The 22,379-nt window shown below is 69.3% G+C and carries 23 protein-coding genes and 1 tRNA gene; 14 read left to right on the forward strand and 10 right to left on the reverse strand.

Features of this window, described 5'->3' with window-relative positions; genetic code table 11:
- Nucleotides 1–148: 148 nt before the first annotated feature.
- On the forward strand, nt 149–1,258 hold the full coding sequence (locus ACZ7L0_RS20515) for an FAD-dependent monooxygenase (protein ID WP_471243897.1): 1,110 nt from the start codon (nt 149–151) through the stop codon (nt 1,256–1,258).
- 885 nt (nt 1,259–2,143) lie between these two features.
- Here ACZ7L0_RS20515 and ACZ7L0_RS20520 read toward each other — a convergent pair.
- The 3 genes from ACZ7L0_RS20520 to ACZ7L0_RS20530 all read right to left on the reverse strand — a co-directional run bounded on the left by ACZ7L0_RS20520 (nt 2,144) and on the right by ACZ7L0_RS20530 (nt 3,683).
- Nucleotides 2,144–2,437: a putative quinol monooxygenase gene (locus ACZ7L0_RS20520; protein ID WP_471243898.1), complete on the reverse strand. Its 294-nt coding sequence runs from the start codon at nt 2,435–2,437 to the stop codon at nt 2,144–2,146.
- Between the two features lie 24 nt (nt 2,438–2,461).
- Complete coding sequence (locus tag ACZ7L0_RS20525) at nt 2,462–2,629, reverse strand: hypothetical protein (RefSeq protein WP_471243899.1); 168 nt, start codon at nt 2,627–2,629, stop codon at nt 2,462–2,464.
- 91 nt (nt 2,630–2,720) lie between these two features.
- Nucleotides 2,721–3,683, reverse strand: a complete 963-nt coding sequence (locus ACZ7L0_RS20530; RefSeq protein WP_471243900.1) for a carbohydrate kinase family protein — start codon at nt 3,681–3,683, stop codon at nt 2,721–2,723.
- A 248-nt stretch (nt 3,684–3,931) separates the two neighbouring features.
- On the opposite strand from ACZ7L0_RS20530, the gene ACZ7L0_RS20535 reads away from it, so the two are divergent.
- The 4 genes from ACZ7L0_RS20535 (at nt 3,932) to ACZ7L0_RS20550 (ending at nt 8,035) form a co-directional block, all read left to right on the forward strand.
- Nucleotides 3,932–4,954 carry a substrate-binding domain-containing protein gene (locus ACZ7L0_RS20535; RefSeq protein ID WP_471243901.1) on the forward strand — a complete coding sequence of 341 codons (1,023 nt, stop codon included), beginning with the start codon at nt 3,932–3,934 and terminating at the stop codon, nt 4,952–4,954.
- Nucleotides 4,955–5,098: 144 nt separating this feature from the next.
- Nucleotides 5,099–6,094, forward strand: a complete 996-nt coding sequence (locus ACZ7L0_RS20540; protein ID WP_471243902.1) for an ABC transporter permease — start codon at nt 5,099–5,101, stop codon at nt 6,092–6,094.
- Nucleotides 6,091–6,927, forward strand: a complete 837-nt coding sequence (locus tag ACZ7L0_RS20545; protein ID WP_471243903.1) for an ATP-binding cassette domain-containing protein — start codon at nt 6,091–6,093, stop codon at nt 6,925–6,927. Before ACZ7L0_RS20540 ends, ACZ7L0_RS20545 begins: the two co-directional genes overlap by 4 nt.
- Before the next feature lie 76 nt (nt 6,928–7,003).
- On the forward strand, nt 7,004–8,035 hold the full coding sequence (locus ACZ7L0_RS20550; RefSeq protein WP_471243904.1) for a LacI family DNA-binding transcriptional regulator: 1,032 nt from the start codon (nt 7,004–7,006) through the stop codon (nt 8,033–8,035).
- Nucleotides 8,036–8,182: 147 nt separating this feature from the next.
- Here the strand turns inward: ACZ7L0_RS20550 and ACZ7L0_RS20555 are convergent, their stop codons facing one another.
- Nucleotides 8,183–8,701 carry a hypothetical protein gene (locus ACZ7L0_RS20555; RefSeq protein WP_471243905.1) on the reverse strand — a complete coding sequence of 173 codons (519 nt, stop codon included), beginning with the start codon at nt 8,699–8,701 and terminating at the stop codon, nt 8,183–8,185.
- 211 nt (nt 8,702–8,912) lie between these two features.
- Between ACZ7L0_RS20555 and ACZ7L0_RS20560 the strand changes: the two genes are divergently transcribed.
- Nucleotides 8,913–9,419 carry a DUF6624 domain-containing protein gene (locus ACZ7L0_RS20560; protein WP_471243906.1) on the forward strand — a complete coding sequence of 169 codons (507 nt, stop codon included), beginning with the start codon at nt 8,913–8,915 and terminating at the stop codon, nt 9,417–9,419.
- A 62-nt stretch (nt 9,420–9,481) separates the two neighbouring features.
- Here the strand turns inward: ACZ7L0_RS20560 and ACZ7L0_RS20565 are convergent, their stop codons facing one another.
- Nucleotides 9,482–10,420: a L,D-transpeptidase gene (locus ACZ7L0_RS20565; protein ID WP_471244005.1), complete on the reverse strand. Its 939-nt coding sequence runs from the start codon at nt 10,418–10,420 to the stop codon at nt 9,482–9,484.
- Between the two features lie 646 nt (nt 10,421–11,066).
- Between ACZ7L0_RS20565 and ACZ7L0_RS20570 the strand changes: the two genes are divergently transcribed.
- On the forward strand, nt 11,067–11,972 hold the full coding sequence (locus tag ACZ7L0_RS20570) for an aldo/keto reductase (RefSeq protein ID WP_471243907.1): 906 nt from the start codon (nt 11,067–11,069) through the stop codon (nt 11,970–11,972).
- 153 nt (nt 11,973–12,125) lie between these two features.
- On the opposite strand, the gene ACZ7L0_RS20575 is transcribed toward ACZ7L0_RS20570, so the two are convergent.
- Nucleotides 12,126–12,467 (reverse strand): winged helix-turn-helix transcriptional regulator, encoded by a 342-nt coding sequence (locus ACZ7L0_RS20575; RefSeq protein WP_471243908.1) that lies wholly within the window; start codon nt 12,465–12,467, stop codon nt 12,126–12,128.
- A 10-nt stretch (nt 12,468–12,477) separates the two neighbouring features.
- On the opposite strand from ACZ7L0_RS20575, the gene ACZ7L0_RS20580 reads away from it, so the two are divergent.
- The 6 genes from ACZ7L0_RS20580 (at nt 12,478) to ACZ7L0_RS20605 (ending at nt 17,247) form a co-directional block, all read left to right on the forward strand.
- Nucleotides 12,478–13,119 (forward strand): NAD(P)-dependent oxidoreductase, encoded by a 642-nt coding sequence (locus tag ACZ7L0_RS20580; RefSeq protein ID WP_471243909.1) that lies wholly within the window; start codon nt 12,478–12,480, stop codon nt 13,117–13,119.
- A gap of 228 nt (nt 13,120–13,347) precedes the next feature.
- Complete coding sequence (locus ACZ7L0_RS20585; RefSeq protein WP_471243910.1) at nt 13,348–14,286, forward strand: ABC transporter ATP-binding protein; 939 nt, start codon at nt 13,348–13,350, stop codon at nt 14,284–14,286.
- Complete coding sequence (locus tag ACZ7L0_RS20590; protein ID WP_471243911.1) at nt 14,283–15,122, forward strand: ABC transporter permease; 840 nt, start codon at nt 14,283–14,285, stop codon at nt 15,120–15,122. Before ACZ7L0_RS20585 ends, ACZ7L0_RS20590 begins: the two co-directional genes overlap by 4 nt.
- 27 nt (nt 15,123–15,149) lie before the next feature.
- The gene (locus ACZ7L0_RS20595; protein WP_471243912.1) at nt 15,150–16,430 is read left to right on the forward strand and encodes a sensor histidine kinase; all 1,281 of its coding nucleotides are present in this window, start codon (nt 15,150–15,152) and stop codon (nt 16,428–16,430) included.
- Nucleotides 16,427–17,095 (forward strand): response regulator, encoded by a 669-nt coding sequence (locus ACZ7L0_RS20600; protein ID WP_471243913.1) that lies wholly within the window; start codon nt 16,427–16,429, stop codon nt 17,093–17,095. Before ACZ7L0_RS20595 ends, ACZ7L0_RS20600 begins: the two co-directional genes overlap by 4 nt.
- Nucleotides 17,096–17,173: 78 nt before the next feature.
- Nucleotides 17,174–17,247, forward strand: a tRNA-Met gene (locus ACZ7L0_RS20605).
- 64 nt (nt 17,248–17,311) lie between these two features.
- Here ACZ7L0_RS20605 and ACZ7L0_RS20610 read toward each other — a convergent pair.
- Together ACZ7L0_RS20610 and ACZ7L0_RS20615 are read right to left on the reverse strand one after the other, a co-directional pair.
- Nucleotides 17,312–18,013 carry a hypothetical protein gene (locus tag ACZ7L0_RS20610; RefSeq protein WP_471243914.1) on the reverse strand — a complete coding sequence of 234 codons (702 nt, stop codon included), beginning with the start codon at nt 18,011–18,013 and terminating at the stop codon, nt 17,312–17,314.
- 64 nt (nt 18,014–18,077) lie between these two features.
- Entirely contained in the window at nt 18,078–18,500 is a 423-nt protein-coding gene (locus ACZ7L0_RS20615; protein ID WP_471243915.1) for an SsgA family sporulation/cell division regulator, read from the reverse strand.
- Between the two features lie 418 nt (nt 18,501–18,918).
- On the opposite strand from ACZ7L0_RS20615, the gene ACZ7L0_RS20620 reads away from it, so the two are divergent.
- A complete protein-coding gene (locus ACZ7L0_RS20620; protein WP_471243916.1) occupies nt 18,919–19,338 on the forward strand; it encodes a hypothetical protein in 420 nt (139 codons plus the stop codon).
- Between the two features lie 235 nt (nt 19,339–19,573).
- Here the strand turns inward: ACZ7L0_RS20620 and ACZ7L0_RS20625 are convergent, their stop codons facing one another.
- Nucleotides 19,574–20,191: a malonic semialdehyde reductase gene (locus ACZ7L0_RS20625; protein ID WP_471244006.1), complete on the reverse strand. Its 618-nt coding sequence runs from the start codon at nt 20,189–20,191 to the stop codon at nt 19,574–19,576.
- 153 nt (nt 20,192–20,344) lie between these two features.
- The gene (locus ACZ7L0_RS20630; protein WP_471243917.1) at nt 20,345–22,363 is read right to left on the reverse strand and encodes an acetoacetate--CoA ligase; all 2,019 of its coding nucleotides are present in this window, start codon (nt 22,361–22,363) and stop codon (nt 20,345–20,347) included.
- Nucleotides 22,364–22,379 lie beyond the last annotated feature (16 nt).

Raw genomic sequence — 22,379 nt, forward strand, 5'->3', positions numbered from 1 at the left:
TTCCTTCTCTGTACTAGTGCAGACGCTATCAGCGAGGGCGCCGAATGAAGGCCGACTGCCCCTGCGGGACAGTGGTCTGGCCTGGTTGAAGGGACTGCGCGTACGCCGTACGTTCAAGATTGCGTACACCGTACTGGAGGAGCTTCCGATGCAGACCGTTCTCATCTCCGGCGGCGGAATCGCCGGTCCCGTGCTCGCCTACTGGCTTCACCGCCACGGCTTCGAAACCACCGTCGTGGAACACGCCCCGGTTCAGCGCTCCGGGGGCCAGGCCGTTGACGTCCGCGGCGTCGCGCTCGACGTTGTCGAGCGGATGGGCCTGCTGGAACAGGCACGACGCGTGCGCACCCGGATGCGAGGCATGTCGATCCTCGACCCCGAAGGCCACGAGATCGATCGCTCCACCGAGGCGACCTACAGCAGCGGCCGACTCGACAGCGACGACATCGAGCTGTTACGCGAGGACCTGGTGCGGATGGTGTACGAACACACGCGCGCAGACGTCAAGTACCTCTTCGGCGACAGCATCACCGCGCTCGACGAGGACGAGACCGGCGTGCACGTCGACTTCATCCACGGGGCGTCCCGCACCTTCGACCTCGTGATCGGGGCCGACGGCCTGCACTCGACCGTACGGCGCCTGGCCTTCGGCCCCGAGGAGAGCTTCGCTCAGCACCTGGGCTACTACCTCGCGGTGTTCAGCGCGGACAACTTTCTCGCACTGGACAACTGGCAGATGTGGCTGCGCGACGGCGACGCAGGGTTCGGCATCATGCCCGTGCGCGACAACACCGAGCTCAGGATCGCCTTCGGTTTCCAGTCCGCGCCGCTTGGTCCTGACCTCCCCAGCAACGGTGCGCTTCGGCGCCTCGTCGCGGACAAGCTCGCCGCCCTGAGGTGGGAGGGGGCTCGCCTGGCCAAGGCTGCCTGGGACGCGCCGGACTTCTACTGCGATGCGATGGCCCAGATCCTGATGGACCAATGGTCGCGGGGCAGGGTCGCCCTGCTCGGAGACGCCGGCTATTGCCCCTCCCCACTCTCGGGGCAGGGCACCAGCCTCGCCCTCGTGGGCTCCTACGTGCTGGCTGAATGCCTCGCTCAGGCACACGGCGATCACCAGACCGCGTTCCCCCAGTACGAGCAGCGGATGCGCACCTTCGTGAGCCTCAACCAGGCCCTGGCCACGGAAAATCCGGGCGCACCTGCCTCCGAGGCATCCGTCACGCACGCCAAGAACGCACTCTCGCTGGACGACTGACTTCCTGCCAAGTGCGCGCCGTCGGCTGGCGCGGCCGCGAGCGTCCAGTTCGGTCCGGCGGCCGGCGCAAGGCAGCCACCCCTGCCCACACCGCTTCAACGTCCTCTTCACGTGTGATGTCGGCCTGGAAGGAGCCGCGGCGGGCCAGGACCGCCGCGGTCTCCTTCTGCGCACCGCAGATGCCGGCCACCAGCACCTGCGCGCCCCGCCGCACGAACAGCGAGGCGCCGGCGCCGGTGAGCACGGCCACGTTGCCTTCGAGTAGGCCGCCCGGGCTCTTCGTGTGCGAAAGGCCGGCGTCCGCGATGGCGGTCGCCGCGGCAGGGCCGCGCGAGTTGGCGCGAGACGGCGAACGGCCTGATCGACGCCGTGGTCGCGCTGTGGCAGGCGCCCGTCACACGCGCGGGTTGACCGCCGGGCCCTGCGGGGCACCCATGCTTATGTGGAGGGGCGGCGGGTTGCCGGCGTTGTGCGTCTACACGGTCAGGGTGCCGCCGTCGGCGCCCGACGAGCCGGTGCTCCCGCTGGCACCGCAGCCGGCCACAAGCGCCGCCGCGGCCACGGCGACTATGCTCCATATTGTGAGGCGCCTGGTTCTCGATTCCACCTGGGTTCCTTCATTTTCACTGGGGCACGGTCCTGGCAGACCGTGCCGGCGGCCGCGCTGACGGCCGCCTGTGTCGGTGGTGCTTCGCCGTTTCGGGGTCAGAGTCGGGGCGGCGAAGCGACCGATGCCCCAGTTCGGCGGAGGCGCGGTAGCCGCCCATCGCCATGCGGTCGGCGAAGCAGAACAGCGCGGTGGGGCATGGTCCCGCCCGCAGCAGTCGGCGGGCCGCCCGGTACCCGCCGGCAACGTCGGAGGTCTCGGGCAGCACCAGCCGGGGGTCAGGTCGCCGGATCGAGGAAGGTCAGCACTGAGGCGTCCTCCTCGATCAGCGGGACCAGCGCGGCGTTGAACGGGCCGCCGTACGGGGCGTTCAGGTGGGCCTGGAAGGCGTCGTCGTCCCGGTACACCTCGAAGATCCAGTAGGCACGCGGGTTGGCCTGCTTGGTGTAGACGTCGAAGGCGAGGTTGCCCTCCTCCTCGCGTACTTTCTTGGCGTACTCCAGGATCAGGCGGGCGACCTCGTCCTCCGTGCCCTCGCGGGCGGTGAACTCGGCGAGCAGGGTCTTGTTCACGGTGCGGTGTCCTCCTGGTCGGGGTCAGTCACGGTAGGGGCCGAGATGCCGGACGCGGGCCTGGTCCGGCTTCACCGAGCCGTTCTCGCTCAAGACCTGCATGCCCTGGCCGGTGGGATCGGGGCAGATCTGGTCGGTGATGACGGCTTCGCCGCTGCCGCCGAGAACGATGTCATCGTTGACTTGTGTCATCGATGACATCGATTGGGCCCGATGATGGGGCAATCCGGCCGACGCGTCAACGGTTCGGGTGCGATGGATCGTCGCGGAGCTTGCCTGCCCGTTATGCGGGGTCGGCCGTGGCGAGCTGCGCCAGCTGGCTCTCCCACGGCGGGTTGGGACCGGCAACCGAACAGGTCAGGGCCGCGACGCGGACGCCGAACCGGCAGGCGTCCGCGACGTCGTCGAGGCGGACTTCTGTCAGCCGGCCGCCGAGAAGGCCGCGGGCACCGAGGTGGTGCAGCAGTCCGGCGGTGAAGGAGTCGCCCGCCCCGACCGTGTCGGCGACGCTCGTCGCGACGGCGGGCACCTGGACCCGTTCACCGTCGAGCGAGGCCAGGGCGCCGTCGGCACCGCGGGTGATCACGACGAGCCGCGCCCCGGCCGCATGCCAGATGTCGCACGCCTGCTCGGGCGGGGTGCCCGGCAGCAGGAGTTCCAGGTCGTCCTCGCTGAGCCGCAGCACGTCGGCGAGGGCGCACCAGTGCGCGAGCCGGGCGCGGTAGACGTCGGGATGCACCAGCAGCGGCCGGACGTTGGGGTCGATGCTGATGGTCGCGTGGGGGGAGGCCGCGGTCAGGAAGTCCTCCACCACCGCAGCGCCGGGTTCTTGGACCAGGGCCAGGGAGCCGGTGTGCAGGCAGGTGGTTTCGGACAGGTCCACGCCTCCCAGTTCCCCGGCCGTCCACTGCCAGTCGGCCGTGTTCTGCGCGTGGAAGGAGAACGCGGCCTGCCCCTCGGCGTCCAGCTCGGCCACCGCAAGCGTGCTGGGCTCGGCAGCCTGGACGGCGTCCGCCAGGTCGACCCCTGACGCCTCCAGGTGGGCGCGGAACATGCGGCCGAACACGTCGCCGGACAGGCGCGCGAGGAAGCGCGCCGGGGTGCCGAGACGGGCCAGGGACACTGCCGTATTCGCAGGTCCGCCGCCCGGCAGTACACGCAGGGCGAGTTCGTTCGAGGTGCTCGCGGGTTCGGTGAAGGCGTCCGCGACGCACTCTCCCAGGACGGTGATCTGACGCGGGCTCATGGGCTGCTCTTCTCTGACGGACCTACGGGTACCGGTCACGTCGGGGAGCGGCCTGCGGACAGCCACGGTGGGCGGCGGCCGCGGATGTTTGCCGATTTGTGACAAGTGCAAGGCATTGACGTTTCCGGGAAGCGGAGTCCATCATCCTCGCCAGGCAGTGTCAACGATGACATAAGTCAACGCTGACACCCCGGGCGGCACGCTCTGATCCCAACCCCGTGCCGCTCGCTATCCCACAGGAGTCGATCATGTCTCGCACCACTCGTCTGTCCTCCTCCCTCCTCAGAGCCGCCGCGGTCACGGGCGTCGCGGCCCTCACCCTGACGGCCTGCGGGTCCGGCTCCGGATCAAGCTCCTCGAGCTCCGGCTCGGGCGACGTCAAGGTCGGCCTGATCACGAAGACCGACACCAACCCGTTCTTCGTGAAGATGAAGGAGGGCGCGGAGAAGGCCGCCAAGGAGAACGGCGCCAAGCTGGTCACCGCGGCGGGCAAGTTCGACGGCGACAACGCCGGCCAGGTCACGGCCATCGAGAACATGGTCGCCTCCGGCGTGAAGGGCATCCTGATCACCCCGAGCGACTCCAAGGCCATCGTGCCCGCGATCGCCAAGGCCCGCGCCAAGGGCGTCCTGGTCATCGCCCTGGACACCCCGACCGAGCCGGAGAGCGCGGTCGACGCCCTCTTCGCCACGAACAACCTCAAGGCCGGCCAGCTGATCGGCGAGTACGCCAAGGCCGTCATGAAGGGCAAGAAGGCCAAGATCGCCACTCTCGACCTCGCGCCGGGCGTCTCCGTCGGCGTCCAGCGGCACAACGGTTTCCTGAAGGGCTTCGGCGTCAAGGAGGGCGACTCCTCCATCGTCTGTTCCCAGGACACCAACGGCGACCAGGCCAAGGGCCAGACGGCCATGGAGAACTGCCTGCAGAAGTCGCCTGACATCAACGTCGTCTACACCATCAACGAGCCGGCCGCGCTGGGCGCGTACACCGCTCTCAAGGCCAAGGGCCGGGAGAAGGACGTCCTGATCGTCTCCGTCGACGGCGGCTGCACCGGTACCCAGGCGGTCAAGGACGGCAAGATCGCCGCCACGTCGCAGCAGTACCCGCTGAAGATGGCCGCCCAGGGCGTCAAGGCCGTCGTGACGTTCGCCAAGGACGGCAAGAAGGCCTCCGGTTACACCGACACCGGCGTCACCCTGATCACCGACAAGGCGCAGACCGGTGTCACGGCGAAGGACACCGCGTACGGCCTGGAGAACTGCTGGGGCTGAGCCGCCCCGAGGACTTTACGACGCCGCGTTCCCCTCAGCGGGGCGGTCGGCCCCTCCTCCCCGACCCGGGGACGGCCGCCCCCTCGTCCCCCTGGCCTCTGGCAAGGACGGACCAGGACTTCTGTCTTCCGACAAGGACTTCGCATGACAGCCACGACCACGCCGTACGCCGAGCTCAAAGCGCCGACCGCGGCGCGCAGACTGCTCACGGCACCGACCACCGGCCCGCTGGTCGCCCTCCTTCTCGCCTGTGTCTTCTTCTCTCTGTCGACCGACCAGTTCCTCTCCGGGGGGAACTTTTCGCTGATCGTGCAGCAGGTCATGGTGGTCGGCACGCTCGCCATCGGTCAGACTCTGATCATCCTCACGGCGGGCATCGACCTGTCGTGCGGTGCCGTGATGGCGTTCGGCAGCATCATGATGGCCAAGATGGCGGCGGAGGGTTCCCTTCCCCCGTTCCTGGCCATCGCGCTGGGTCTGGTCGTCTGCGGCGGCTTCGGGCTGCTCAACGGGCTGCTGGTGCAGAAGGTCCCGCTGCCGCCGTTCATCGTGACCCTCGGCATGCTCAATGTGGCGTTCGCGCTGACCCACATCTATTCCAAGGAGCAGACGGTCACCAGCCTGCCCGGGTCGCTGACGGCCCTCGGGCAGACCTTCCCGCTCGGACACACCGACATCACCTACGGCTCCCTGGTCACCATCGCACTGTTCCTCCTCCTCGCCTACTCGCTGAGCAGCACCGGTTGGGGCCGGCACGTCTACGCCCTGGGCAACAGCCAGGAGGCGGCGCGGCTGAACGGCATCCGTACCTCCCGGCTGACCATCGGCGTCTACACCGTGGCCGGCCTGCTGTACGGCATCGCCGCCCTGCTGCTCATCTCCCGCACCGGAGTCGGCGACCCCCAGGCAGGACAGACCGAGAACCTCGACAGCATCACCGCCGTGGTCCTCGGCGGCACCAGCCTCTTCGGCGGACGCGGATCGGTCCTGGGCACCTTCATCGGAGTCCTCATCGTCGGTGTCTTCCGCAACGGGCTGCAGCTGATGGGCGTCGCCTCCATCTACCAGACCCTGATCACCGGCGTCCTGGTGATCCTCGCGGTGACCGTCGACCAGATCTCCCGGAAGAAGTCCCGATGACCACCACCAGCACTCCCACCCCCGTTCTGCAGGCCCGCGGTCTGGTCAAGCGCTACGGCCACGTCACCGCCATCGACGGCGCCGACTTCGACCTGCTGCCCGGCGAGGTGCTCGCCGTCATCGGCGACAACGGCGCCGGCAAGACCAGTCTCATCAAAGCCCTCACCGGCGCTGTGGTGCCCGACGCCGGCGAGATCCGCCTCAACGGCGAGCCCATCACCTTCTCCGGCCCGCAGAGCGCACGCGCCCACGGCATCGAAACGGTCTACCAGGACCTGGCGGTGGCGGCTTCCATGGACATCGCCTCGAACATGTTCCTCGGGCGCGAACTGCGCCGCCCCGGCGTCCTCGGCAGTGTCTTCCGCATGCTGGACAAGAAGCGCATGCGCCAGGAGGCCGCCGAGCACATGGCCGATCTGAAGATCGGCCTGCGCTCGCTGACACAGTCGGTCGAGACCCTCTCCGGCGGACAGCGGCAGGCCGTCGCGGTCGCCCGTTCCGTCGCCTGGGCCCGCAGTGTCGTCGTCATGGACGAACCCACCGCCGCCCTCGGCGTCAAGGAGTCCGGCCAGGTCCTGGACCTCATCCGCCGCGTCCGGGACAAGGGCCTGCCGGTCGTCCTGATCAGCCACAACATGCCGCACGTCTTCGAGATCGCCGACCGGATCCACGTCCACCGGCTGGGCCGGCGCGCTGCCGTCATCAAGCCCTCGGACTACTCCATGGCGGAGGTCGTCGCCATCATGACCGGCGCTCTGACCGTCGACGAGGCCGGAGACACCGTCGTAGCGGACTCCGAGGCGGCGAAGGCCGCCGGCGTTCAGGCCGGCTGACGACGCGATGCACCACTCACAGGTTCCGGCCGGGGCCGCGGCCGGAACCGACGAGCACAGGGAGACCGTTTCCTCCATGGCAGCGAACCGCCGCCCCACCCTGGCAGATGTCGCCCGCGAAGTGGGCGTCAGCGCCAAGACCGTCTCCCGTGTCCTCAACGAGGACGGCCCCGCCTCGGCCCAGACCAGGGAACAGGTCCTCGCCGCCGTGGCCAAGCTCGGCTTCCAGCCGAACCTCATGGCCCGCAACATCCGCGTCGGCGGACCCGACACCACCGTCGGACTGGTCATCCCCGACCTCGGCAACCCCTTCTTCGGAGCCGTGGCCCGCAGCATCGAGGACACCGTCCGCGACCGCGGTCTCACCCTCCTCATGGGCTCCTCCGCCGACGACCCCGGCCGGGAGCGCGCGCTGACGGACAAGTTCCTCGCCCGTCGCATCAGCATCCTCATGGTCGTGCCGTCCGTCGGAGCCGACCACGCCCACCTCAAGACCCACCGCGCCGCCGGCCTGCCCGTCATCTTCATCGATCGTCCGGGAGTGGGCCTGGCCACGGACAGCGTCGTCAGCTCCAACCGCACAGGCGCCCACGACGGCGTCGCCCATCTGATCGCCCACGGACACCGACGCATCGGCTTCATCGGTGACCTTCCCACCAAGCTCTACACCCGCCGCGAGCGCCTGGCCGGTTACCGCGAGGCTCTCCAAGAAGCCGGCCTCCCCTACGACCGTTCCCTGGTCACCAACGCCCACGACCAGCACGGCGCCTCCGCCGCCACCTCCCGGCTCCTGAACCTGCCCGATCCCCCCACCGCGCTGTTCGCCGGCAACAACATCGTCGCGCTGGGCATCGTCGCCGAACTCTCCCGCAACGGGCGGAAGGACGTCGCCTTCGTCGCCTTCGACGACGTGGCCCTCGCCGAGGCACTCGAACCGGCCCTGACCGTCGTCGCCCAGGACCCCGAGGAAATCGGCAGAACCGTGGCGACCACCGCCCTGGCCCGCCTGGATGGCGACCGCTCCCGCGCCCGCACCATCACCGTCCCCACCCGACTGATCGTCCGAGGGTCGGGCGAGAGGTCTGCCCCGGTGCTGCAGGAGGGCTGATCCCCTCGGGGTGCACGTTGGCCAGAAGTGGCCGGACGCTGGATGGCCGCCGGCAGCTTGGTCGTGTCTTCGGACAGATCGCCGGCGATAACGGCACTGTTGCCTCGCTTCGGCTGTGGCGCCGCTACTGATGCTCCGACGTTCGGCTCAGTCGTCGGCCGCTACAAGGAGGGTGATCCGCGCGGCTGAGCGTTCGATGACCACGAACTCGTGAAAGCAGTCGTGCACGCGTCCCCAGTCATGAACCGCTCCGTCGCCGAGCTCGCCCAGGTAGTAGACACGATCGGCTGCCGCCAGGCGGTCGAATACCTCCCGCTGCAGATCTGCCTCCAGTCCGGCGGGTACCTCCCAGGCCGGATCAACCCACTCTTGCAGGATCTGCGTGGCCTGTGCCCCGCTGATGCGCTCGTAGACGTCGGGAGTGACCGAGCTCAGCCAGTACGGGCCGTGCCTGATCCCCTCCGGCAGCACCCCACCACCTGCATAGTCATCCCGAAACTGTTCATGCACAACGAGTGCTGCGAGCAGCCTCGTGTCGCCGACAGACTCCGCAGGAAGGCGGAACTGCTTGACGTCGACCCACCGGAACCCATGATCCTTTGGGTTCGGAGAGTAGCGCCGAAAGTTGATGAAGGCGCCGCCCTCGTGCGTGAGCCCGTTCTCCATGGAGGCAGCCTAGTGTGCGGCGTAACCGCCGTTACCTGCGCAGGGCACTGTGAGCGTCGCGGCGATCCGGCTCTGGCTCCGGGGGTAGATCCATTATGGCGGTCTGCGGAGGTTCCTGTCACCGTTCTCCGGAATGATCTTCGCATCCGATATGCGCCCATAGGGTTGCGGGCGGGGAGCACAACCCGCCTACTGAACCTGGGAGTTGAGAGTGACGCATGATGTTGCCGTGCTGGCGGCGGAACTCACGGACATGGCCGCGGCAGACCACCGGTCCTCAGTCAACGCCAACAGCGATGACCCCGCCGAGCAGTTGGCCTGGCGCCGACTGACCGCACGGCATGGTGACCGCCTCAGCGAGATCATGGACGAGTACGGCTGGCCGACACCGGAACTCGTCGGCGAGGAGGCCTCACGCGCAGCGTGGCTGATCGCCCAGCACGCCGACCGGCAGCTCAACGTCCAGCGACGCGCCCTCCAGCTGATGCGGCAGGCGGCTTCGGCAGGCTCAGCCGGCCGACGCGAGCTGGCCTTTCTGCGCGACCGCACACTGGTCAATGAGGGCCGCAAACAGATCTACGGCACTCAGATCGCCGGCGTGAAGGACGGATCACCGGTTCCGTGGCCCTGCGAAGAGCCCGAGCGTATGGACGAACTCCGTGCGGAAGTCGGCATCGAGCCCTTCGACGAGTACGTTGCCAAGTTCGCGCCGGCCTGATGACCCGTTCCTGGCCGCGGTCGACATCATCCAGTGCTGACCGGCGCCGCCACCGCAGCGCGTCACAGCGTCGAGGTCGTCCCCTCCCCGGACGCGCTGCCCGCGAGCCACTGGTCCCATCCCAGGTTGAAGTCGGCGTAGCCGTTGTCGGCCGGGGCCTTGGCGCGGGGCGAGCCGGTGATGGTGACGGGGTCGCCCTGCTTGACCTGACCGTAGAACCACTTGGCGTCCGACATGGACAGGTGGACGCAGCCGTGCGAGCCGCGGGCGCTGCCGCTGCCCGGGTTGGGGTCGCCGGTCGAGTAGTGCACGTACGTGCCGGACTGGGTCAGGTGGACGTCCCAGGGCAGCGTCAGGTCGTAGTAGTTGGGGCTGCCCTTTTTGCAGCTGATGCCAACGCTGCAGGAGGTCATGTGGACCTTCTCCTGCTTGTCGATGACGGCCATCGTGCCGTTCCACGTCGGATACTGAGCGCTGCCCGCATTGATCGACAGGGTGCGCACCGCCGTGCCGTTCCGGCTCACCTTCATGGTGTGGCCGGTCACCGAGACATCCGCGCGCACGTCGTCGCCGATCTTGAAGGTGTGCGTGTAGCTGTGCACGCCGTAGCGTCCGTTGCCGTTGCTGACGCCCTTCATGTCAGCGTCGATCTTCACCTTCGTGCCGGAGGGCCAGTACGTCTTCGGTCGCCAGTCGGCGCGCTTGTCGCCGAACCAGTGCCAGGCGCCGACCACCGGCTGCGAGGCGCTCACCTTCATGTGCTTCTCCACCGTGGCCCGTGCCTTTGCCGCCACCGGGTTCGTGAAGACCACCGAGATCGGCATGGCCACGCCGACCGTGGTTCCTGTCTGTGGGGTGATCGTCTCCAGCAGCATCGGCGGGCCCGCGGGCTTCGTCGGTGACGGCGAGGCGCTCGCACCCGGCTTTCCCGACGCCTTTGCGTCGTCCCCGTTCGCCTTGTCACTGCCGCCCCCGCCGCAGGCACTCGCGCCCACCAGCATCACACCCGTGACGAGTGCGATCCCTATGCCGCCCTTGCGCCGTCCCACGACCTGCCCCGCTCTCTCGCTCTTCGGCCCTGACGGGCCCGACTCCCTGTCAGACGGCCATGGCGTGGGCCGCAGTTGCGTGCATCGCGTAAAAGCTCTCTCAAGACTCGCTGCGAACCGCCGGTTCGGGGACGATGAGGGGCGCGGTGTGGCAGTGGCCCAGGGCGATCCCGGTGAATCCCGCGGTGCCGATCGCCGCCTATGGGGCCGGAACCGTCTACGGGCTCGCCTTCACGAACCCGCTTGACGTATGCGGGGACGAGACCGGCGACCGGACGGGAAGTGTGGGGACGCCGCGACCTGGGCGGAAGGCGCGCGGGGTGCCCTGCCACAGCACCGAACGCGGCTCCAGGGCACAGCCCGGCCTGCCACCGATCGCCTCAAGCCCGCACGCTCGACGAGTGTGGAAGAGGGCCTTTCCCGCGCGGCCGACAATGTGGTCCCCGCTCTCCGGTGTCCGGCGCTTCCCTTCGTTCCATCCGTCACTCACACCCAGCGTGCTCGCTGCACTCACCGGATGGCAGGGCGGGTCGTGCCGGGGAACGGGGTTCAGTGATGTGCCAGGCCGTTTCGGACCGACCTGCGGAGCACTTGCGCCATGAAGCACATCAAGCTGGGAGACCTGGACGTCTCCCGTATCGGCCTGGGCACCATGACGATGCCCGGCGTCTACCTCAGCCCTGGCGAGGCCCCGGACGAGAGCGAGTCCATCCGGGCGATCCACCGGGCACTCGACCTCGGCGTCACCCTGCTGGACACCGCCGAGGCCTACGGCCCCTTCGTCAACGAAGAGCTCGTCGGCCGGGCCATCAAGGACCGTCGCGACCAGGTAGTCCTGTCGACGAAGTTCGGCATGTACTCGTACACCAGCGGCGGCATGGGCCACATCGACGGCAGCCCGGCGAACCTCCGCACCGCGATCGAGGGCTCCCTCAAGCGGCTCGGTACGGATCACATCGACCTGTACTACCAGCACCGCGTCGATCCGAACACGCCCGTCGAGGAGACCTTCGGCGCCCTCGCCCACCTGGTCACCGAGGGCAAGATCCGCCACATCGGCCTGTCCGAGGCGGCCCCCGAGTCGATCCGCCGCGCCCACGCCGTCCACCCCGTCGCCGCACTGCAGTCGGAGTACTCGCTGTGGACGCGGGACGTGGAGGCGGAGATCCTGCCGCTGCTACGGGAGCTGGGCATCGGCCTGGTGCCCTGGTCGCCGCTCGGCCACGGCTTCCTCACCGGCAAGATCCGTGCCACGGAGCACTTCGAAGCGAACGGCGTCGCCGCCGAGGCCGATGCCACCCCCGCGCAGGTGGGCCTGGCCTGGCTGCTGGCGCAGGGCGACGACATCGCCCCGATCCCCGGCACCAGGCGGGTCTCCCGCGTCGAGGAGAACACCGCCGACGCCGTCGCGCTGACGGCCGAGCAGCTCACCCGGCTGAACAACCTCGCCCCCGCCGCCGGCGACCGCCTCCACGAGGCGGGCATGCGGCTGGTCAACCGCTGACACAGGCGACGACGGCACTGCGAATGGGCCGTCGATCGACGAGAGTCTCGGGCGTCCGACCGCTGACGAGTATCGATACATCGACTTTGAACAGCACAACTCACCAACCGGACAGGCGGCGCGCGGACTGCTGGCGCCCCTGGACCCACCTCCTCAGTCGGACATGTCTTCCGCGGGAGGCGCGGCGCCGGTGCTGCTCGCGCGCTGGTGGGCGACGATGCCGGGCAGTTGCTCGTAGATCGCGTTGATGAGGTCGCAGATGCGCTCGGCGATCAGGCGGCCGAGACGGGTGAGTTCGTAGTCGGCCCGCCTGGCGACCGTGGGGTGGTGTGTCCGCGTGACGAGGCCGTCGTCCTCCAGCCGTTGGAGGGTCTGCCACAGCATCCGGTCGGAGACCCCGGAGACGTCGCGACGCACCTCGGCGAACCGCAAGGGGCCTTCGACCAGGGCGGCGAGGGTCAGGGCGCCCCACCGGCCCGTCGCGTGCTCCAGCACCTCCCGCGACGTGCACTGTGGGCCTCGTCCTTGGTGCAACCGGCGCCACCGGCGCCCTGTTCGTGGAGCGGGCCACTGCGGCCGGGCACGAGGTGGTCGCCTTCGTCCGGACGCTTCCAAGCTCACCCCGGCCGACCGGCTGACGATGGTCGAGGGGGACGTCCGCGACGCCCGCGGGCTCGCCGAGGCGATGCGCGGCACCGACGCGGTGGTCAGCGCGCTCGGTCTCGGCAAGGTCAAGGACCCGGGGAACCTGATCGCCGACACCACGCGCGCGCTGGTCCGGGCTGCCGAGGAGAGCGGCACCAAGCGCGTGCTGATCATGTCGGCGTTCGGCGTCGGCGAGTCCCTCGCCAAGGCTTCGGCGTTCGCCCGGTTCCTCTACAACTCGGGTGGCAAGGCGGCCTTCGCCGACAAGGTCGCAGGCGAGCGGATCCTCACCGCCCCCGGTCTGGACTGGACGCTGGCCTACCCGGTGCTGCTGACCGACAAGCCCGCCACGGGCAACGTCCGCGCCGTCGACCTGACCGCGCTCGACCGCCTGCCCGGCCTGCCCGGGATCTCCCGAGCCGAAGTCGCCGCCTTCCTGCTGGACGCCGCCGTCGAGGGCTCGTGGTCCCGGCGCACCGCGGTACTCACCGCCGGTCGCTGACCCCGTCGGCACGCCACCTCCCGTGACCAAGACCCTCGGGCTCATCCGCGACGCGCACGCCAGGGCCGCCAGGCTGCACCGATGGTCCCGCGTCGCGTAGTACCGCGGTACTACGCGCGCGGCGCAGTTCAGCCTCCCGGTACCACCAAAGCGGGGTGATCCGGCGCCTAGCGTTGCCGGTGTGGCGTCGGAAGCGCCGGACGCCGGAGGCCTACAGGAAGAACGCGAATGATCGACGCACGGCAGTTGACCAAGAGGTACGGCGAGAAGACGGCCGTCGACGGGCTGGAATTCGTCGTGAAGCCGGGCACCGTGACCGGCTTCCTGGGGCCCAACGGCGCGGGTAAGTCCACGACCATGCGCATGATCGTCGGCCTCGACGCCCCGACGAGCGGCTCCGTCACCGTGAACGGCCACCACTACGCCCGCCACCAGGCACCGCTCCAGGAGGTCGGCGCCCTCCTGGAGGCGAAGTCGATCCACCCGGGCCGCTCGGCGTACAACCACCTCAGGGCCCTCGCGCTGACCCACGGCATTCCGCGCCGCCGGGTCGACGAGGTCATCGACCTCGCCGGACTGGGCAGCGTGGCGAAGAAGCGGGCCAGTGCCTTCTCCCTCGGGATGGGCCAGCGGCTGGGCATCGCGGCGGCGCTGCTGGGCGATCCGCAGACGGTGATGCTCGACGAGCCGGTCAACGGGCTGGACCCGGAGGGGGTGCTCTGGATCCGCAATCTGCTGAAGGCGCTCGCCGACGAGGAACGCACGGTGTTCGTGTCCTCGCACCTGATGAGCGAGATGGCTCTGGTGGCGGACCACCTGATCATCGTGGGGCGCGGTCGGCTGCTGGCGGACACGACCGTGGCCGACCTGATCCGCGAGGCGGGCGGGGACACGGTGAAGGTGGCGACGCAGGACCCCGCGGGGCTTCGGGACGTGCTGGCGGGGCGGGGCGTCGACGTCACGGGCCGGATCGGCTCCGAGGAGTTGCAGGTGACCGGGCTGACCGCCCGCGAGATCGGGCTGAAGGCCGCGGAGCACGGGATCGCACTGTTCGAGCTGAGCGCGCGGACGGTGTCGCTGGAGGAGGCATTCATGGACCTGACCAGGGATGCCGTCGAGTACCACGGCTCCACGACCGGGACCGAGACCCTCGGGAGGCCCGCATGAGCACCCTCACCGCGACCGCCGAGGAACCCCGGACCGCCCCCGCCCGCCCCGCCTACCGGGTGACCGGACGGCGCGTGCTCTCCTCGGAATGGGCCAAGCTGTGGTCCCTGCGCTCGACCTGGATCACCTTGGGCCTCGGCCTGCTGTTCCTGGTGGCCTTCGGTCTCATCTCCGCGAGCCGCTACAAGTCGGGGATCGACTCCGGCCACCTGGACCGGGACTTCGCCGACTCGACGGCCGTGAGCCTGTCCGTCTTCGGTACGAACTTCGCCCAGCTGGCCCTGGGCGTGCTCGGCGTGCTGGTCACGGCGGGGGAGTACTCGACCGGCATGATCCGCTCGACGCTCGCGGCGGTGCCCCGCCGACTGCCGGTCCTGTGGTCCAAGGCGGCCGTGTTCGGGCTGGTCGCGCTGGTGGTGGGGACGCTCGGCGTGTTCGTCGCCTTCCTGCTCGGAAGCGGAATCGTCTCGGGTACGCCCGCGGCCATGAGTCTTTCGCACGCGGGTGTCCTGCGGAGCCTGCTGGGTGCAGGGCTCTACCTCGGCCTGGTCGGGGTGATCGGCGCCGCCCTGGGCGCGCTGCTGCGGTCGGTGGCCGGCGGGATCTCGGTGCTGGTGGCCACCCTGATGCTCATCCCCGGACTGATCTCACTGCTGCCGAGCTCCTGGCAGGACGACATCAGCCCCTACCTGCCCTCCAACGCCGGGGAGGCGGTGTTCGCCCTGACACACGACTCCACGACCCTGTCTCCGGCCGCCGGGCTGCTGGTCTTCCTCGGCTGGACGGCACTGGCGCTGGCGGGCGCGGCCTACCGGCTCGCGCGCAGCGACGTCTGACACCCGCACCATGGCAGCGTGACATCCGTGACCACCGATGACATCAGCGGGATGGGGCCGCTGGTCGCCCGTCTGTCCCGGGGCGGCCAGCGGCTGCGGCAGGCCGACCGGACACATCCGTGGGTGCTGGACACCGCGGTCGTGGTCGTGGTCGTCCTGATGTTCTGCCTGCCCGACCTGTTCCACGGCGGTGTCGACGACGGCGACCGCCCGCGCCGGTTCCGGCTCGTCTTCACCCGACTGCCCGTCGCGGGAATGCTGGCGCTGCAGGCCGGCCTGGTACTGCCCCTGCTGTGGCGGCGGCGCAAACCCCTCGTGGCCTTCGCCGCCATCACAGCCGTGTTCGTCCTCCAGTGGTCCCTGAACGCCCCGCTGCGCGCGGACATCGCCCTGCTCGTCGCCCTGTACAGCCTGGCCCTGCACGGGCCGCTGCGGCAGCTGCCGTGGGCCTGTGCGGCCATGGCGGGCGCCATGGTGCTGGTCGCGGTACGCGCGTCCTCGGCCGTGTCCGTCTGGGACGCGCTGTTCTTCCTGCTCAGCACCGCGACCGCGGCCCTCGCGCTCGGCCTGATGGTGCGGATCCGCCGGGCCCAGCTCGCCGGACTGCGGGACCGGGCGGCCCGGCTGGAGATAGAGCGCGACCAGCGCAGCAGGCTGGCCACGGCCACCGAACGCACCCGTGTCGCCCGCGAGATGCACGACATCGTCGGCCACAACCTGTCCGTCATCATCACGCTCGCCGACGCCGGTGCGTACGCCACCGACATCGCTCCCGAACGGGGCAAGGAGGCCCTGCGGCTCATCGGCGACACCGGCCGACAAGCCCTCGGCGAGCTGCGGCGCGTGCTCGGCGTGCTGCGCGAGACCGCGGACGGTCCCCAGGGCGGGCCCGAGCTCAGCCCGCAGCCCGGCATCGTGGACATCGGCGCCCTGTGCGCCAAGGTGCGCGCCGCCGGACTGGAGGTCGTCTACCGGACCTCCGGCGACGTGGACGCCCTGGACGACGGGGTACAGCTGACGGTGTACCGCATCGTCCAGGAAGCCCTCACCAACATCCTGAAGCACGCCGCCACCGACACCCGGGTGCACCTGGCGATCCTCGTCGAGGGCAGCCGGCTGAACATCAGGGTCCAGGACACCGGCCCGGCCACACCGTCCGGGCCGCCGAACGAGGAAGGACACGGACTGGTGGGCATGCGGGAACGAGCGGCCTTGTACGGCGGTACCGTCAGCGCGGGGCCGACGGGCGGTGGAGGATGGAGCGTCGAGGCCGTCCTCGACCTCACGCCCCGAGGCGGTGACCGATGACCACCGTGCTGATCGTGGACGACCAGCCGCTGCAACGCTACGGCTTCCACATCCTCCTGGACTCCGTCCCCGAGACCGACGTCGTCGGTGAGGCCGCCCACGGTGCCGAGGCCGTCCGCAAGGCCGCCGAACTGCGCCCGGACGTCGTCCTGATGGACGTCCGCATGCCCGGCATGGACGGCATCGAGGCCACCCGCCGCATCGTCGCCGCGGGCGGCCGCTCGCGCGTCCTGGTGCTCACCACCTTCGATCTCGACGAGTACGTCCACGCCGCCATCCGGGCCGGTGCCAGCGGTTTCCTCCTCAAGGACGCGCGCCCTGAGGAACTCCTCGCCGGCATCCGCGCGGTCGCCTCCGGCGACGCCGTCATCGCGCCCGCCCTCACCCGCCGTCTCCTTGACGAGTTCGCCCGCTACGTCCCCACCCACCGCGCAGACTCAGCCGAGGACCCGGGACTCGGCTCCCTCACCGACCGCGAGCGCGAGATCCTCGTGGCCGTCGGCAAGGGCTGGACCAACGGTGAGATCGCCACCCGGTTCGTCCTGTCCGAGTCCACCGTCAAGACCCACGTCGGCCGGGTCCTGGCCAAGATCGGAGCCCGTGACCGCATCCAGGCCGTGATCTTCGCCTACGACCACGGCCTCGCCCGGCCCAACGCGGACTGAACCGGCGAACAGCGGCCGAGGTGGACTGGAAACGGATTTCGCCCCAGCCGGGCGTGCTGTGTAGAGTGGCGGGGTCGACGCGGGGTGGAGCAGCTCGGTAGCTCGCTGGGCTCATAACCCAGAGGTCGCAGGTTCAAATCCTGTCCCCGCTACGAGACGAAGGGTCCGGCAGCCGCCGGACCCTTCGACGTTTCTGGCCTGGGGCTGCTTGGCCCCCTAGGGATTCGTGCCGGTGTCGCCCTCGTCATTCAAAGAGTTCCGATGCTTCCTCTCGCCCCGAGCAGAGAGGTCGTCTCGCTCGTCCAGCAGCTCCAGGAGTGCGGCGTCCGCCTTCTGCCTGTCCTCTCTCGTCAGTTCGAGAGGTGCGTTGCTGTAGACGGTGTACCGGTCGGGATCGATGATATTGGCGGCCCTCAAGGTGAACGTCACAAGGGTGCGCCACCCCTTGCGGTGACCGACCCTCGCTTGAAGTTGGACCTTGTAATTACGGGGCTCTGGAAGGAATCCGGAAAACGGTGCCTCGAACTCGATGAGGAGTTGCCGTGCTTCTCTGCCGACCACAGCGAATCCGGCCGGCAACTGCGGCTCGTCCTCCGGCCCGGGTTGGAGACGGGACGGTGAAGACATCCACAGGAGTGGCAGATGGGAGGCGGGCTCATCGGGGAAGGTCAACCTGAGGTCCTGCACGACTATCGGCTTGGCGCCGGTGTTGTGAAGGACGAACGGCAGCCGTAGGCGGGCCATGGAGTGGCGGGCGATAGCGGCAAAGGAATGAGGCTCCCAGGACTTCAGATGCCCTTGCCTGGCGTTGATCCACCAGAAGGATGTGACGGTAAAGATCAGCGCGCAAACCGATACAACGCCGGCTCCAGGAATCGATGGAACGTCCTGAACTGCGGCGGCTGTCAGCGGAAGCACAAATTCAGTGTGCCAGCCCGAGGGTGCGCACGCTAACAGAACTGGTGCGGAGCAGCTGGGTTCCTCATCCTTCGGCGATGAGGTGCGCCAGCAAAGCGTCCAAGTCGATGTGCACGGGCTCGGCCCCCCTGGGCACCGCCGCCTCCGTTTCCCGCAGGAACGTCTTGATTTCCCGCGCCGGGGCTTTGAGCAAGGCCGCGCCGTCCGGCGCGTTGAGAAGGATGTAAAAGTCGCTGACGGCGTGCTCCTCGGCGGCCCATACGCGTATGTCCCCCTCGCCGGCGGGGCCGGCCAGGCCATCGGCCAGAAGATCTCGCCCAATGATCCATTCCACCGACTCGTCACTGCCGGCAACGGTGAATGCGGCGCGGACGGCATAGGGATCGCGGGGCTCGTACTGCAGCGTCATGCTCACGGGCATGGACCTCTCGTGCGAGACGACCAGCTGGACAGACAGCCTCCGAATTACGGTTTTCAACGACTTCATTGCTCTCACTCTTCGTGCCGAGTCATACGGGGAGGGTCATCGGTCCCAGCGGTGGCAGTGGACGCGGGAGAGCCCGATGCCTTGATGCCCCGAGTTTCCGTACATCGTACGGTACTCTCCTCGGTCATGCCATACATCGTATGGAAAGCGAAAGGGATCCACAGGCGATCTTGACGTCCTGCTCGGTGGCGAGTTCGACATTTCCGGACATGCTCTGATATGAAGGTACTTCCATACAGCGTATGGAACGGATCGGAGTGCCGCCGGATCGGCGGCCCTTCGTTGCGACTGATGGCCGTCGGCTGTGCCCTCACGAGGGGTGAACTCGCCGATGCGGTCGATATCGATGGGGCGTACCGCATCACCTGCGTAAGCGATCGCTGGGATTGCGGACGACGCCGACACGAAGGAGATAACCATGAGGAAGCTCACGAAGCGCGTTTCTCTCGCTGCCGCCTCCGCTGCGGTCGCGGGTGGCGCCGTTCTCGGCGTCGGGGGCACCGCCTCGGCCGCGGTACCTGAGTCCGCGCACGTGCAGCGCCCGGCCGTTGGCGCCAAGGCCGACGACCACCGCGGGGACCGCGATGTCACCTACCGGCACAACAACACCGAGGAGGACTACCGCCGGGACGGACACTACTGGGATGACGAGGACCGCGGCTGGAAGCACGACAGGGCCTACCGCTACGACTGGGACCGGTCCGACCGCGACTCGAACCGGTACGACCACGACTGGGACCGGTACGACCACGACTGGGACCGGTACGACCACGACTCCAACCGGTCGAATCACGACTCCAACCGGTCCGAACGCGACGGAGGCCGCAACGACCGGTGACGCAGGCGCCGTTGGCACGGGTGGGCTCAGACCGTGCACGTCGCCGTGACACCGGCCGGGGGCAGGGAGGCGGCCGCTGATCTCGGGATCAGCGACTCCTGACCGCGCCCGGGCGGAACGCCGAGCAACAGGCCGACCGACAGCGGGCGGTGCGTGTGAAATGGGCGCCGGTACTCGGAAGAGCACCGGCGCCCATGGCATGCCGCCTCTCATCTACCAGGCGGTGGCAGTGCCCTCAGGCATAGGCGACGGCGTCCTCGACGGGCACGCGGGGCAGTCGCGGGAACCACGGGTCGGCACCGGGGTGACCGATGTTGACCACCAGATGCGAACGCCAGCTGGTACCGGCGAAGAACTCCCCGTCCACACCGGCCTTGTCGAAGCCCGCCATGGGACCGGCCGCGAGCCCTGCCGCGCGGACCGCGAGCAGGAAGACGCCCGTCTGCAGTGCCGAGTTGTAGGCCGCCATGCTCTCGCGTGCGTCGACCCGGTCGGCGAACGCCGCTCGCAGCATGTCGCCGCGGGCCGGGAAGACTGTCGGCATCTGCTCGTGGAAGTCGACGTCATACGCCAGGATCGCCACGGCCGGTGCTTGAAGCGTCTTGGCCCTGTTGCCCTCGTCGAGATGCCGGACGAGCCGCTCCTTGCCCTCGCGGGTGCGCACGAAGAGGACGCGCAGAGGCTGGCCGTTGGCGGCGCTCGGCGACCAGCGGGCGAGTTCCCAGATCGTGGCGAGTTCGTCGTCGGCGACGGCCACCTCGGCGAAGGTGTTCGCGGTGCGGGCCTCGGTGAACAGCACCTTTCGGCCGGCGTCGTCGAGGACATCGAGGGCCTGCGGTGCGCGGTCGGTCATGCTCATGGTTTCTCTCTTACTTCGGTGGTGCGGATGGTGTGGTGCCGGGGCGGGTTGACCGCCCCGGCACCACACGGTGGGGACGGGGTCTGCGGAGCCGGACGGGGCGCGAGGACCCGGCGCTGTCCACGCGGGCCTGGCCACCTGGCCGACTCATGTGTGGTGTGCTGACCGCTTGTTGCGCTCCGCTCCCAGGCGGGCGAAGTAGGCGATCAGGTCGGGGTCGTCGACCGCCGCGGGGTTCAGGACCTGCTCGGCGGGGGCACCCTGGAGCAGGCGCTTGACGGGCACCTCCAGCTTCTTGCCGGTCTTCGTGTGCGGGAGCGCCGGTACAGCGATGATCTCGTCGGGGACGTGGCGGGGTGAGGCGTCGGCGCGGATCGCGTCGCGGATCCGGTCGCGCAGGGGATCGTCCAGGTTGACTCCGTCCGCGAGGACCACGAAGAGCGGCATCCAGTAGCCGCCGTGGGGTTCCTCGGCGCCGATGACGAGGGCCTCGGTGATCTCGGGGAGGCGTTCGACGACGTCGTGGATGTCGGCACTGCCCAGGCGCACGCCGTTGCGGTTGAGGGTGGCGTCGGAACGGCCGTGGACGATCACCGAGCCGTGCGAGGTGAGCGTGATCCAGTCGCCGTGCCGCCACACACCGGGATAGGCGCCGAAGTAGGCGTCGCGGTAGCGGCTGCCGTCGGGGTCGTTCCAGAAGTACAGCGGCATGGACGGCATGGGGCGGGTGACGACCAGTTCGCCGACCTGGTCCAGGACAGGGGTGCCCCTCGGGTCGTAGGCGGTCAGTGCCACGCCCAGGCTGGGGGCGGACAGTTCCCCCGCCCATACGGGGGTCGTGGAGGCGCTGCCGGCGAAGCCGGAGACGACGTCCGTGCCTCCGCTGGTGGAGGCCAACTGGACGTCGGCGCCCACGTGGTCGCGGACCCAGGGGTACGCGGAGGCGGGCAGAGCGGAACCGGTGCAGCCGATGACGCGGATGGCCGACAGGTCGTGCGTGGAGGGTTCGATGCCCAGCTTGGCCATGGCCAGCAGATACTGGGGACTGGTGCCGAAGACGGTGACCTTGTGACGGGCCGCCAGCTCCCACAGGAGGTCCGGTCGTGCCTGCGGTGCCGGGCTGCCGTCGTAGGTGCAGGTGGTGGCACCGGTCAGCAGGGTGGAGACGACCAGATTCCACATCATCCAGTGGGTGGTGGTGTACCACAGCAGGCGGTCCCCAGTGCCCAGATCGGTGTGCAGGCCGAGGGTCTTGAGGTGTTCGAGCAGGACCCCGCCGTGCCCGTGGACGATGCCCTTGGGCAGGCCGGTGGTGCCGGAGGAGAAGACGACCCACAGAGGGTGGTCGAAGGGGACCGGAGCGATGGTGAGGTACTCGACGCGGGTGGCCGCGTCCTCCCAGGGAACCGTCAGCCCCGCGTCCCCGCTCTCGGGCCAGGCAAGGCCCACGTGGTCGACGAGCACCGTGGCCTTCAACGTGGGCAGAGCGCGGACCAGTTCGAGCGAGGCGGTCCGGCGGTCGTGTGTGGTGCTGTTGAAACGGTAGCCGTCAGCGGTGATGAGCACGGTGGGTTCGAGCTGGGCGAAGCGGTCGGCGGCGGCCTTGGGCGCGTAGTCCTGGCCGCACACCGACCACACCGCGCCCAGGCTTGCGGTGGCGAGGAAGGCGATGACGGCGTGGGGTGTGTTGGGTAGATAGCCCACCACCCGGTCGCCCTGCCCGACACCCAGGTCGCGCAGGCTGGCGGCGACGGAGGCGACCCGGGCGCGCAGCTCCCGGCCCGTGATCTCATAGCCGGCTCCGGTCTCGTCCAGGGCGGTGATCGCGGGAGCGTCCGGTTGCAGGTTGCGCAGCGCGTGATGGACGTAGTTGAGGGTGGCGCCGGGGAACCAGCGGGCGCCGGGCATGGTCTCCTCGGCCAGCACCCGCTCGTAGGGAGTCGTCGCGTCGATGTCGAAGTACTCCCACACCGCGGCCCAGAACCCTTCGAGGTCGGTGACGGACCACTGGTGCAGGGCCCGGTAGTCCGTGGGCTCCTGGATCCCTTCGGCTCCCCGGTGCCGGGCCGCCCACCGCGCGAAGTCCGCGATGCGGCTGTGGGCGGCCGACTTCGGGTCGGGAACGAAGAAGGGTTCCGGATACGACGCACGGGGCGGGGTGGTCATGGTGTGGTGCTCCTCG

It is taken from the genome of Streptomyces sp. NPDC039424 (genome assembly GCF_055639495.1).